Source organism: Brachybacterium tyrofermentans, from assembly GCF_039526165.1.
GTDB lineage: Bacteria > Actinomycetota > Actinomycetes > Actinomycetales > Dermabacteraceae > Brachybacterium > Brachybacterium tyrofermentans.
Map to the genome: position 1 here is coordinate 266268 of NZ_BAAAIR010000046.1, position 12376 is coordinate 278643.

Genomic DNA, 12376 nt, shown 5'->3' on the forward strand with positions numbered 1-12376 from the left:
ATACTGCACAACGGAGAGCCCATGGATCACGCGAACCCCTCTGCCCAGCTCACGCACGGCGAGAAGTCCCTCGAGCTGCCGATCGTCCCTGCTGTCGAGGGGAACTCGGGCATCTCGATCGGCCCGCTGCGCAAGGAGACCGGTGAGGTCACCTACGACCCCGGTTTCATGAACACCGCGAACGCGAAGTCGGCGATCACCTTCATCGACGGCGACGAGGGCATCCTGCGCTACCGCGGGTACCCGATCGAGCAGCTCGCGGAGAAGTCCTCCTTCCTGGAGGTCTCCTACCTGCTCATCAACGGCGAGCTGCCCACGAACGGCCAGCTCGACAACTTCGAGGCCCAGGTGGAGCGCCGCACCCTGCTCGACGAGCGCTTCAAGCGCATGTTCGACGGCTACCCGCGCGACGCCCACCCGATGGCCGTGCTGCAGGCCGGCACCTCCGCGCTGTCGACCTTCTACCAGGACTCCCTGGATCCCTTCGACGAGGAGCAGGTGCGGCTGTCCTCCGTACGGCTGCTCGCGAAGATGCCCACGATGGCCGCCTACGCGCACCGCATCGCCCAGGGCCATGCGCTGCTGTACCCGGACAACCGGCTCTCGCTGATCGAGAACTTCCTGCGCCTGACCTTCGGCTTCCCGGTCGAGGACTACATCGCCGACCCGGTCGTGGTGCGCGCGATGGAGCAGCTGCTGATTCTCCACGCCGACCACGAGCAGAACTGCTCCACCTCGGCCGTGCGCCTGGTGGGCTCCTCGCAGGCGAACCTGTTCACCTCGATCGCCGCCGGCATCGGCGCGCTCTCGGGCCCCGCCCACGGCGGTGCCAACGCCGCGGTGATGGACATGCTCGACCAGATGCAGGCCGAGAACATGGACCCGCGCGACTTCATGGAGAAGGTGAAGAACAAGGAGGACGGGATCCGGCTCATGGGCTTCGGCCACCGGGTCTACAAGAACTACGATCCGCGCGCTCGCATCGTGAAGAAGATCGCCGACGACGTCTTCGAGCGCCTCGGCATCCATGACGAGCGCCTCGAGCTCGCGATGAAGCTCGAGGAGATCGCCCTGAAGGACGACTACTTCGTGGAGCGCAAGCTCTACCCGAACGTCGACTTCTACACCGGGCTCATCTACAACGCGATCGGCTTCCCGACGGAGATGTTCACCGTCCTGTTCGCGATCGGCCGCTTGCCGGGCTGGATCGCCCAGTGGCAGGAGATGGTCCACGATCCCGAGACCAAGATCGGGCGCCCGCGCCAGATCTACACCGGTCACTCCGAGCGGTCCTACGTGCCCATGACGGGGCGCACCGGCACCAGCGAGCTGCGCCTGGCAGGGCTCAAGGCGGATCTCGACGGCCGCGACTGATCTCTGCACTGCCCGCGCGAGACGGCGCATGACGACCCTGACCACGACACCCCGCGAGGGGCGCTGAGGTCAGGGTCTCGTCGTCGAGGTCAGGGTCTCGTCGTCGGTGCGACGTGGCGGGACAGCTCGTCGTCCGGGGTCACCTTCCCTGCAGCGCGGCGCGCAGCTCTCCGGCCCGGTTCGAGGTGATGGCGTCGACCCCGAGGGCGGCGAGCTCGCGCGCCCGATCGATGTCGTCGACCGTCCAGCAGGTCACGGCGAGGCCCTGCGTCCGGGCGAGCACGATCGACGCCGCGTCCACCAGCTCGTGCGGCGGGTTCCAGGAGCTCGGCCGCAGCTGCTCGACGAGAGCGTCAGGGAGAGGGTCGAGAGTCTTCCACGTCAGCCGGATCTCGACGGTGGGATCCGCGGCCCGCACCGCCTGCATCGCGGTCTCCTCGCCGCAGAACACGACGTCCACCCCGGCCTCGCGGGCCACGCCCACGGCCGCGCGCGCGAGATCGTCGGCGGGGTCGTCATCGGGGATGTCGAGCAGCAGCCGTGCAGGGGTGGCGGCCAGGGCGTCGCGGAGCAGCGGGACCCCCTCAGGGAGCTCTGCGGTGCGCTGGTCACTCACCGGGCGGTCGATCCCCCACAGGCGCGCGGTGGTCGCATCGTGCAGGAGCACGCAGTCCCCGTCGGCCGTCAGCCGGAGGTCGACCTCGACCATCTCCGCGCCGTCGTGATGGGCGCGCCGGATCGCGGCGAGGGTGTTCTCGACCTCGTGGATCGGGTCGCCGCGGTGGGCGACGATCTGCGGGACGGGCTGCCGGACGGGGAGGGCGTCGCTCATGGGGGAGAGGCTACGCGGGACCCCGCGCACTCCGTCACCCTGCGTCGGCCCCACGGTCGTCAGGACCCGCTGACGAGCACCACGACCTGGTCCGGGTCGCCTCCGTCGATGGCCGACCAGGCCGCAGCCTCCTCACCCCGCTGGGACCGGTCCCAGGTGCGTCCCTGGTAGGACACCTGGACCACGCCGTCGTCCGCCGCGCGGGCGACGGCCCAGTTGGCGACCGCCCAGCCGACGGACGGGTCCCCGTCGGCCCCGATGACCAGCGCCGTCGCGCCTGCGGACGCCGGGACCTGCGGGGCGGAGGCCGCGGCGCCGGACAGCGCGGAGGTGAGCCGGCCCGCCTCGCTCAGGCGCGGGAACTGCCGGGTCAGCTCGGCACGCAGCTGTTCGGGGGAGACGGTGGAGCCGACGTCGTCCAGGGAGCACACCAGGTTCGCGTCGGACTGACCGGTCAGGGCGGAGGCGTACAGGCGCCCCTCGGTCTCGTGGTCCCGATAGGCCTCGGGGAAGCCGCTGCGCTGGACCTCCTGGGCGACGTCGTTGATGTCGGCGGTGGCGTATCCGTCGATCTCCTCGAGCACGTCGTAGAAGGCATTGGTGGAATAGACCGGATCCAGGATCTCCTCCGCGCTGCCCCAGCCCTGCGAGGGTCGCTGCTGGAACAGTCCGAGGGAATCGCGGTCCCCGTGGTCGATGTTCTGCAGCCGCGATTCCTGGAACGCGGTCGCCAGAGCGATCGAGGCGGCGCGCGGGGGCAGACCGCGGTCCACGGCCACCGCGCTGATCAGCGCGGCGTTCGCCGTCTGCTCCGTCGAGTAGCGGTGCGAGGTGCCCAGCCCGCTCGCCGTGCAGGTCCCGGCGTGCGCGGGGGAGCCGTAGCGCTGCAGGGCGAGATAGGAGCCGCCCGCGATCCCGGCGAGCAGCAGCACCATCACCAGGGGGATGACGAGGTGGCGGGTGAACGAGCGCTGTGTGCCCGTGCGTCGCGCCACCTCGTGCCCCCTCGTGCGATCAGTTCGCGTGCAGGGCGGCGTTGAGCTCGACGGTCTGACCCTCGCGGGCCACCGCCTGGACCGCGCCGGTCAGGGAGTTGCGACGGAACAGCAGGTTCGGCACCCCGGAGAGCTCGCGGGCCTTGACGACATGCGGTTCGTCGGCGCCGGCACCCTGCTGGCTCTGCTGGGTCTTCTCGCCGACGACCTCGACCTTCGTGCCGGCGGTGAGGTACAGGCCGGCCTCGACCACGCTGTCGTCACCGAGCGCGATGCCGATCCCGGCCTCAGCGCCCACGAGGGCCCGCTTGCCGATGCGCACACGCTCGGTGCCGCCGCCGGAGAGGGTGCCCATGGTGGAGGCGCCGCCGCCCACGTCGGAACCGTCCTCGACGATGACGCCCTGGGAGATGCGGCCCTCGACCATCGAGGTGCCCAGCGTGCCGGCGTTGAAGTTCACGAAGCCCTCGTGCATGACGGTGGTGCCCTCGGCGAGGTGGGCGCCCAGGCGCACGCGGTCCGCGTCGCCGATGCGCACCCCGGTGGGCAGCACATAGTCGACCATGCGCGGGAACTTGTCGACGCCGAACACGGTGGGGGTGCGGCCGGCGGCGATCAGGCGCAGGCGGGTCTCCTCGAAGCCGGCCACGGCGCAGGGGCCCTCGGAGGTCCACACGACGTTGGTGAGCGTCCCGAAGAGTCCGTCGAGATTCTGGGCGTTGGGCTGCACGAGACGGTGGGAGAGCAGGTGCAGGCGCAGGTAGGCGTCGGAGGTGTCCTCCGGGGCGGCGGCGAGCTCGAGCGCGCGCACCACGACCTCCTGGGTGGTGCCGCGCACGTCGTCGGTGCGGGCGGCGGCGGCCAGCTGTGCGTGCAGCGGCTCGGACTCCGGGGCGGCGGGGGCCTCGCCGAGCTGCGGGGCGGGGTACCAGGTCTCCAGGGTGGAGCCGTCCGCGGCGAGCGTGGCGAGGCCGATGCCCCAGGCGTGGGTGGCGGGGGAGGGCGTCGTCGTAGTCATGGGGTCAGTCTACGAAGCACGGGCTGGGGAATGCCCGTCCTGCCCAGCGACCAGCGGGGAACAGCACATCCTGGTGCGGCTCCGGGTCAGTCGTGGTGCCCGGCGGTGTGCTCGCCGGGCGCCGTGCGGAGGGGGACCGCAGCCCAGAGGACCTGGTACGAGAAGGCCTCGTGCGTGGAATCGGGGTCGCCCGGGATCTCGACGCCCTGCTCGTCACGGTTGAGCGTGTCGTAGTCCGAGAGCGTGGCCTGGATGAGCGCGTTCAGCTCCTGTGCCTGCTCCCTCGAGAGGCGGAGGTCCGAGGCGTAGAGCGAGGTGATGTCCGCGTGGTCCGGGGCCGCCCTCTGCCGCGCGATCTCGGCACCCCAGGCGGAGCGCATCCGATCGAAGGCCGCGAGTGAGGTCGCCCCCGAGGCAGCGAGATACTCGGCATCGATGCTGGTCGGATCGTTGGTCGAGTGCCTGCCGCTGCGGAAGGAGAAGGAGCTCTGGGTCAGCTTCCACACCCGGTCGCGGCGGTCGCGGGCCGCCTCGGGGGCCTCCTCGATCACGCCGCCGCGAGCGAGGATCCGCAGGTGGTAGCTCACAGAGTTCGCGGGGATCGAGAGGTCGGCGGCGACATCGGCCGCACGGGCCGTCCCGCGACGTCCCACCCGCTCGACGATGTCCAGGCGCAGGGGGTGGGCGAGCGCTCGCAGCTGCTCCTGCGTGGCGTGCCGCGGGGGAGTGGTCGCGTCGTCGTCCGAGGTGGAGCTCATGACCCGAGTGTACGGAGTTCGGCGAAGCGTGCACCATGTGATGCGCAGGGGTTGCTGCGCACGGGAGACTGCGCAAGAAGCAGTGCGCACCATTTGTTGTGCAAGGGGCGAAGTCGGTCTACTGTTCTCGGCATGACGACCGCCGCACCCGCTCCGCCGCCCTTGCGCCGCAATGCCGAGTACCGCCGCTGGCTGGTCGGGGACATCTGCCTCGAGCTGGGCACGGGCATCGGCACCTTCGCCTTCCCGCTGGTCACCCTCGTGGTGACCGGCTCGCTCGGGGCGACGGGCCTGGTCGGGATGATCCAGGGGATCGGCGGCCTGGCGGGGCTGATCCCCGGCGGCCTCCTCGCGGATCGATTCGGCCGGCGGCGGCTGCGTCTCCTCGCCGGCTCGACCGGGGTGCTCCTGCAGGCGATCCTGGTCGCGGTGCTCGTGGCGGGCTGGGGAAGCGTCGCGGTGCTCGCGGTGATTGCGTTCCTGGACAGATTCCGCGCCGCGCTGCTGGGTGCGGCCTCTGATGCGATGCTCAAGCAGATCGTCCCGCCGGCGCAGCTGGCGCGCGCCGCCGCTGTCAACGAGGGGCGCGACGCCGCGGTCGAGATGGCCGCGGGCCCGGTGGGCGGCGCCCTCGTCGGCCTGTCCGTGGTGTTCCCGCCGCTCGCCCAGCTGCTTGGGAACCTCGGCTCGGTGCTCGCCACCTGGAGGATGCGGGGCCGCTACCTCCCGCGGGCAGAGGATCACGCCCCCACCCGGGTCCGAGATGATCTGCGAGAGGCCGTGGCCTGGACCCTCTCGCAGCGGGTCCGCATCCAGCTGCTCGGAGTGGCCACCCTGGTGAACCTCGGCATGAACGGTCTGCTGCTGACAGTGCTGCTGCACCTCACCGCCAGCGGCGTCCCGACAGGGCGCGTCGGTCTGTTGAACACGGTGTTCGCAGCCTCGATCCTGCTGGGCGCATTCCTCGCACCGCGCCTGGTGGACCGGGTGTCCACCGGGATGCTGGTCACCGCGCCCATCCTGCTGATGACGGTGGCCGGGGTGTTCGTCCCGTTCGCGCCGGGGCTGCTGGCGATCGGTGCGGCCTACGCGGTGATGGGGATCGGCCTCGCCCCGCTGAACGCCGCGGCCCAGGGCTTCTTCATGCACATCACCCCGGTGTCGATGCAGGGTCGGATCGGCGCGCTGATGGGGATGGTCGCGATGGGGCTCATGCCGCTCGCCCCGGCGGTCGCGGGCTGGGGACTCGAGCTGACCGGTCCTCGACCCACGATGATCCTCTTCGCTGTGATCATCGGGCTCGGTGCCCTGGTGGTGCTGGGCGGGAAGGACCTGCGCCGCGTGCCGGTCGCCTCGCGCTGGGAGTCCTACGCCCGAGAGCAGGGGCTGAGCGCCGGGGACTGACCAGCGCCAGCGCCAGCGCCGTACAGAGCACTGGGCGACCGACGGGTCAGGACTCGCCGAGGCCCGTGTCCTCGAGGAGATCCGGGTTCTGCTCTGCGGCCTGGGCGCCGAACCGTTCCGCGCCCTGCGCGCCGAACCATTCCGCGGCGCGGGCCCGGCGCACGATCTGCTCGAGGCGTCGGCCGCGAAGCTGCACCGCGATCACGGCCAGGAGCAGAGCGAGCACGCCGCCGCCCAGCAGCCACAGGGCCAGCGTGGTGGCCTCGGAGTCGGCGTCGCTGAGCAGCGTGATCAGCAAGATGGCGGCGCCCACACAGATCGCGATCACCCCGGCGGCGACCAGCACGGCTGGGCCCACCCCTCGCAGCAGGGCGGGCCCCACGGAACCGCCCTGCAGCGGGCGACGCAGCGGGAGGCCCCGACCCAGCTGGCCGGGCCGGGAGACCGCCCAGTCCAGCAGCTGGTGATCGCGCCGACGAGTCGCGACCGCGCCCACCACGGCCCCCGCGATCAGGCACAGCACGGTGCCCACCAGGAGCGGGACGATGCCGTCCGGGAGGGCGTCGCGGCTCATCCCGGCGCCGTACTCGGTGCGCAGGGCCGCGACCGTGAAGCAGGCCAGAGCGCCCAGCACCAGGAGCGTCTCGAGGATCCGCAGGGGGAGCTGACGGGCGGAGCGCTCCGCCCGGCTCGCCGAGTCCAGCTCGTCGTCCTGCGGATCGGGGCCCTCCTCGAGCACCACCCGCCGTTCATCGGCAAGATGCTCCACGAAGTCCTCGCCGTGCCCTGCGGCGCGCAGCGAGGGGGCGTACTGGGCGCGCTGCCCGGCGGTCAGCCACGCGGTCATCACGATCGCGTCCGCCCGGGCACGTTCTGTGGGCAGCTGGCTCGAGCTCGCGATTGCCCGGATCCGTGCGGCGTGCTTCCCGCCGAACGGGCCGCCGGACACGGCAGGAGCACCGTGCTGGAGGTGTCTCGGCGGTGGCTGCGGGATGTTCGTCATGCCACATATGCTCCCAGACCGGGACCGTCCAGGAGCGGATCTGCTCGCGCCATACTGGTGCGATGACCGCCGCCACCGACCTCGCCCGCACCGTCGCCGTGATCGGTGCCGGCCCCCGGGGGACAGCGATCATCGAACGGCTGGTCGCGGCGTCGCACCGAGACGAGTGGCACGGCGGGCTCACCGTGCACCTCATCGATCCGTACGTCGGCCGCGGCGGGGCCGTCTGGCGGCACGACCAGCCCGACGTGCTGCTGATGAACACCACCACCTGCCAGACCACGATGTACCCCGACGCCTCCTGCCACCCCCTGGTGCCCTCCTCGCGCCACGAGACCCTGGCCGACCACCTCGCCGCGGAGGGCCTCGCCCCGAGCGACTTCGCCTCCCGTGCGGCCCACGGGCGCTATCTCGCCCACGTGCTGGCCACCGCCGAGGCCGACGCCGACCCCGCTCGCCTGCGGATCGTGCAGCACGCAGCCGAGGCCGTCGACGTCACCGGGCTGGCCGACGGAATCCAGCGGGTGCGGCTGGACGACGGGCGCGTGCTGCGCGCCGACGCCGTCGCGCTCGCCCTGGGGCACCTGCCCACCGCGCTCGGCCCCCGCTCCCAGCAGCTGGCCGACGCCGCCGAGCGCCATGGCCTGGTGCACCTCGCGCCCGCGAACCCGCTGGACGTGGACTACGCCGCCCTGCTCGGCAGGGAGCGGGTCGCCGTGCAGGGGATGGGGCTGAACTTCTACGACGCGGTCGGCATGCTCACCAGCGTCGCCGGCGGCAGGTTCGTCCCCGACGAGGGGGCCCCGTCGGGCCTGCGGTATCTCCCGGGCGGGCAGGAGCCGGTGCTGATCGTCGGCTCGCGCTCCGGCATGGTCTACCGGCCCAAGCCCGACCTCGGCGCGGAGGTGCCCGAGCCCTACACGCCGCAGATCCTCACCGGGGAGCGGGTGCTCGAGATCGCGGTGCGCTCCGCCGGCGTGGACCACGAACGGGACGTCATGCCGCTCATGCTCGCTGAGCTGCGGCGCGCGCTGGAGGGGGCCGGGCACAGCGAGCTCGCCACCGACGAGGCCCTGCTGCACCTGCTGTTCCCCTTCGGGCGGCGCGGCGGGGACAGCGCCGACCCCCATCGGCACACGCGCGACGTGCTGCGACGGGCCCTGGACGACGCAACGGGGCCGGACCCTGCCTGGCTGCTCGTGTACCGCGTGCTGATCGCCCTGCGCGTCCAGGTCAACCGCCTGGTCGATCTCGGTGCCTACACCACCGAATCGGTGCGCGGCGACATCGACAAGCACCTGCGCAATGCCTTCGCCTCCTGGGCCTCGGGGCCTCCGGTGCTGCGCGCCCGCCAGGTGCTCGCCCTGGAGGAGGCCGGTCTGCTCCGCTTCGCCGGCCCACGGATGCACCTGGACATCGATGAGGAGGCAGGGCGCTTCGCGGTGCGTGCGGCCGACGGGACGACCACGCTGTGCGACGGCGTGCTCGAGGCCCATCTGCCTCCGGTGGACCTTCCCGCCTATCGCAGCCCGCTGCTCGGTGCCTGGCGCGAGCGCGGCGAGGTCCAGAAGGATTCCTGGGCCTCCCGCGGCAGCCGGCGCCGGATGCTCACCGGCTCGATCGCGGTGGACGGCCTGTACGCGCCCGTCGGCCTCGACGACACGGTCTACGAGCGCCGGCTGCTGGTGGGCGTGCCGGTGAGCACCGCGCAGCCCGGCTCGGCGATCAGTGCGGAGCCGGGCACGTCCGCCCAGCTCCTGCGCCATGCCGAGGCAGTCGCCCTGCGGCTCGCCCGCGCCGGTGGTGCGCTGAGCGCGGACTGACCCCCGCGCGCGCTGCAGCCTCGCTCGCAGCCCCCGACCGGAGGGGCACAATGGCCGCATGCACAACAGCGTCGCCCCTGCCCTGGACCCCCACGCCGACATCGTCGAGCTCACCGCCGCGATCGTCGACATCGAATCCGTCTCCGGGAACGAGAAGCCGCTCGCCGACGCCGTCGAGGCCGCGCTGCGCGAGCACGCCGAGCACCTCGAGGTGATCCGCGACGGCGACACCGTCATCGCCCGCACCCGGCGCGGCCTGGAGCGCCGCGTGCTGCTGGCAGGCCACCTGGACACCGTGCCGGTCGCCGACAACCTGCCCTCCTCCCGCCGCACCCGCGACGGCCGTGACGAGCTCGTGGGGCGCGGGACCTGCGACATGAAGGGCGGCGATGCGGTGTTCCTCCAGCTCGCCGTCGAGGCCGACGCCGCACCGGTGGACCTCACCTGGATCTTCTACGACCACGAAGAGGTCGCAGCGGCGGACAACTCCTTGACCCGCATCGCCGCCGAGCATCCCGACTACCTCGAGGCGGACTTCGCGATCCTCGGCGAGCCCACCTCGGCGGGCGTCGAGGGCGGCTGCAAGGGCACCATGAAGCTCGAGGTCACCGCCCGCGGCATCGCCGCGCATTCGGCGCGGGACTGGGTGGGGGACAACGCGATCCACCACCTCGCCCCCGTGCTCGAGCGACTCGCGGCCTACGAGGCCCGTCGCGCCGTGATCGACGGCCTCGAGTACCGCGAATGCCTCAACGCCGTCGCGATCTCCGGCGGCATCGCCGGCAACGTCATCCCCGACCTCGCGAGCATGACCCTGAACTACCGCTTCGCCCCGGACACCTCCCCGGAGCAGGCCGAGGCGCATGTGCGCGAGGTGCTCTCCGGTCTCGACCTCGACATCGTGGTCACCGACTCCGCTGCCGGCGCCCTGCCCGGCCTCGGCGATGACGCGGCCCGCGACTTCCTCGCCGCCCTCGGCGATGTGCCGGTCTCCGCCAAGCAGGGCTGGACCGACGTGGCCCGCTTCTCGGCGCTCGGCACCCCGGCGGTGAACTTCGGGCCCGGCGACCCGCTGCTCGCCCACACCGATGACGAGCACGTGCCGCTCGAGGATCTCCGGGTGGCGCTCGCCGCGCTGCGCCGCTGGCTGGGCGTGTCCGCTCGGTGAGCGGGCGCCGCGGGGGCGGCCGCACGGTTACGCTCGGCCCATGACTCCCGAGGAACGAGAACGGCATCGCAAAGGGCCGGTGACCCTGCGCGGCACGCAGCGCCCCGCCCGCACCACGGACCAGCGGCTGCTGGAGGAGAACGCGCCCGGTGACTGGGTGCATTCGGACCCGTGGCGGGTGATGCGCATCCAGTCGGAGTTCGTGGAGGGCTTCGGGGCGCTGGCCGAGCTGGGGCCGGCCATCTCGATCTTCGGGTCCGCGCGCCTGCGTGAGGACGACCCGTCCTACCAGTGCGCCCGCGAGATCGCCCAGGGCATCGTGGACCTCGGCTATGCCGTCATCACCGGCGGCGGCCCCGGCATCATGGAGGCCGGGAACCGCGGCGCCCAGGAAGCGGGTGGTATCTCCGTGGGCCTCGGGATCGAGCTGCCCCATGAACAGGGGATGAACGAGTATGTCGACCTCGGTGTCGACTTCCGGTACTTCTTCGCCCGCAAGACGATGTTCGTGAAGTACTCCAGCGGCTTCGTGGTGATGCCCGGCGGCTTCGGCACCTTCGACGAGCTGTTCGAGGCCCTGTGCCTCATGCAGACCCACAAGATCGACATGTTCCCCGTGGTGCTCGTGGGCCGCGCCTACTGGCAGGGCCTGCTGGACTGGCTGACCAGCGCCGTTCTCGACGGGGGCACGATCAACCCGGGAGACATCGACCTGCTGCGCGTGGTGGACACCGCGCAGGAAGCCCTCGACGTGCTGCGCGAGTCGGCACGGAGATGAGCGCAGCCACCCCCATCGTGCTGCTGCTCCTGCTGGTCGCAGCGGTGGTCGCCGTGCTCATGGTGCTGCTCGCGACGGGCCGGATCGGATCCGGAATCGAGGCTCCTCGGGGGCATCGGCGGGCAAGGCGCCCGATCCGGTCGAAGAACCTGAGATAATAGCCACCGTACGCGCGCTGCCGGAGGCCCCGTCCGGGGGAGCCACTCTGGGCAGCGACACCATCAAGGAGGCACGCCATGGCTGCTATGAAGCCGCGCACCGGGGACGGTCCGCTCGAGGTCGTGGAAGAGGGACGCAGCATCATCATGCGGGTTCCGCTCGAGGGAGGCGGCCGTCTGGTCGTCGAGATCGCCGCGTCGGAAGCCGTGGAGCTTCGTGACGCCCTGCAGGGCGTCATCCCGTCCTGACAGCCGGGCCAGGCCGCCGTCGACAGCCCCGCACCTACCAGGTGCGGGGCTGTCGACGTCTCGGAGGGTCGTGCCGCGGCCGACCCGGTCCGCTCAGGGCGAGACGGGGCGCAGGACCGCGGCGAGCACGCCGTCGCCGCTGCCCGTGAGGGCAGGCACCAGGTCCTCGGACTCGGCGACGGCCCTGAGCAGGGCGCGCACTGAGCGGGTATCCGCGTCGCGGGAGGCCGGATCCGCGACCCGGTCGTGGAAGAGCGCATGCGGGATCACCAGCACGCCGCCCGGGCGCAGCAGGCGTCGGGCATGGGCGAGCAGATCCACCGCATGCGGGGCCTGTGCCGGGAAGCTCACCAGGTCATAGGCGTGATCGGTGAGGCGGCCGACGACATCTCGCGGGTTGCCCGCGATCGTGCGCACCCGCGGCGAACGGATCTTCGCCTCGGTGAACGACTGCCGCGCGGCTCGCTGGTTCTCGACCTCGGGGTCGATCGTGGTCAGCACACCGTCCGGGTGCATCCCGGAGAGCAGATAGAGGGAGCCGACGCCGCTTCCGGTGCCGATCTCGACGGCCGCCTTCGCCTGCACGGCCGCGGCGAGCACGCGCATCAGGGCGCCCGCCCCGGGCAGCACCGGAGTCGCTCCGAGCTCGTTGCCCCGCTCCCTGGCACGGGCGAGGACGCCGTCGTCGGCGAAGAGGATCGACTCGTCGACGAACTCCTCACCATGGGCCCAGCTGGCCACCTTTCCCGACGACATGACTGCATCCTTTCCGTGGGCCCATACGATCTGGCCCAGACTATGTCAGGAACCGGGCGA

At 71.9% G+C, this 12376-nt stretch carries 13 protein-coding genes; 7 read left to right on the forward strand and 6 right to left on the reverse strand.

Annotated features, from left to right (window positions below; genetic code table 11):
• Positions 1 to 21: 21 nt before the first annotated feature.
• Positions 22 to 1374 (forward strand): citrate synthase, encoded by a 1353-nt coding sequence (locus tag ABD093_RS15305; RefSeq protein WP_193116240.1) that lies wholly within the window; start codon positions 22 to 24, stop codon positions 1372 to 1374.
• Between the two features lie 139 nt (positions 1375 to 1513).
• Here ABD093_RS15305 and ABD093_RS15310 read toward each other — a convergent pair whose 3' ends face one another.
• From ABD093_RS15310 to ABD093_RS15325, 4 genes are all read right to left on the reverse strand, one after another.
• Positions 1514 to 2206 carry a glycerophosphodiester phosphodiesterase gene (locus ABD093_RS15310; protein WP_193116239.1) on the reverse strand — a complete coding sequence of 231 codons (693 nt, stop codon included), beginning with the start codon at positions 2204 to 2206 and terminating at the stop codon, positions 1514 to 1516.
• A 59-nt stretch (positions 2207 to 2265) separates the two neighbouring features.
• Positions 2266 to 3141: a hypothetical protein gene (locus tag ABD093_RS15315; RefSeq protein ID WP_193116351.1), complete on the reverse strand. Its 876-nt coding sequence runs from the start codon at positions 3139 to 3141 to the stop codon at positions 2266 to 2268.
• A 79-nt stretch (positions 3142 to 3220) separates the two neighbouring features.
• Positions 3221 to 4219 carry a 2,3,4,5-tetrahydropyridine-2,6-dicarboxylate N-succinyltransferase gene (dapD, locus tag ABD093_RS15320; RefSeq protein ID WP_193116238.1) on the reverse strand — a complete coding sequence of 333 codons (999 nt, stop codon included), beginning with the start codon at positions 4217 to 4219 and terminating at the stop codon, positions 3221 to 3223.
• 86 nt (positions 4220 to 4305) lie between these two features.
• Positions 4306 to 4977 (reverse strand): winged helix-turn-helix domain-containing protein, encoded by a 672-nt coding sequence (locus ABD093_RS15325; RefSeq protein WP_193116237.1) that lies wholly within the window; start codon positions 4975 to 4977, stop codon positions 4306 to 4308.
• Positions 4978 to 5109: 132 nt separating this feature from the next.
• On the opposite strand from ABD093_RS15325, the gene ABD093_RS15330 reads away from it, so the two are divergent.
• Complete coding sequence (locus tag ABD093_RS15330) at positions 5110 to 6381, forward strand: MFS transporter (protein ID WP_193116236.1); 1272 nt, start codon at positions 5110 to 5112, stop codon at positions 6379 to 6381.
• A 46-nt stretch (positions 6382 to 6427) separates the two neighbouring features.
• On the opposite strand, the gene ABD093_RS15335 is transcribed toward ABD093_RS15330, so the two are convergent.
• Entirely contained in the window at positions 6428 to 7384 is a 957-nt protein-coding gene (locus ABD093_RS15335; protein WP_193116235.1) for a hypothetical protein, read from the reverse strand.
• A 62-nt stretch (positions 7385 to 7446) separates the two neighbouring features.
• Here ABD093_RS15335 and ABD093_RS15340 point away from each other — a divergent pair, with 62 nt between their 5' ends.
• The 5 genes from ABD093_RS15340 (at position 7447) to ABD093_RS15360 (ending at position 11560) form a co-directional block, all read left to right on the forward strand.
• Entirely contained in the window at positions 7447 to 9207 is a 1761-nt protein-coding gene (locus tag ABD093_RS15340) for an FAD/NAD(P)-binding protein (RefSeq protein ID WP_193116234.1), read from the forward strand.
• Between the two features lie 58 nt (positions 9208 to 9265).
• Positions 9266 to 10375: a succinyl-diaminopimelate desuccinylase gene (gene dapE, locus ABD093_RS15345; RefSeq protein ID WP_193116233.1), complete on the forward strand. Its 1110-nt coding sequence runs from the start codon at positions 9266 to 9268 to the stop codon at positions 10373 to 10375.
• Positions 10376 to 10415: 40 nt separating this feature from the next.
• Positions 10416 to 11153: an LOG family protein gene (locus ABD093_RS15350; RefSeq protein WP_193116232.1), complete on the forward strand. Its 738-nt coding sequence runs from the start codon at positions 10416 to 10418 to the stop codon at positions 11151 to 11153.
• Entirely contained in the window at positions 11150 to 11311 is a 162-nt protein-coding gene (locus tag ABD093_RS15355; protein WP_193116231.1) for a hypothetical protein, read from the forward strand. Before ABD093_RS15350 ends, ABD093_RS15355 begins: the two co-directional genes overlap by 4 nt.
• Before the next feature lie 78 nt (positions 11312 to 11389).
• A complete protein-coding gene (locus tag ABD093_RS15360; protein ID WP_193116230.1) occupies positions 11390 to 11560 on the forward strand; it encodes a DUF3117 domain-containing protein in 171 nt (56 codons plus the stop codon).
• A gap of 93 nt (positions 11561 to 11653) precedes the next feature.
• Here the strand turns inward: ABD093_RS15360 and ABD093_RS15365 are convergent, their stop codons facing one another.
• Positions 11654 to 12316, reverse strand: coding sequence for an O-methyltransferase (locus ABD093_RS15365; protein ID WP_193116229.1), 663 nt, complete (start codon positions 12314 to 12316; stop codon positions 11654 to 11656).
• Positions 12317 to 12376: the final 60 nt, after the last annotated feature.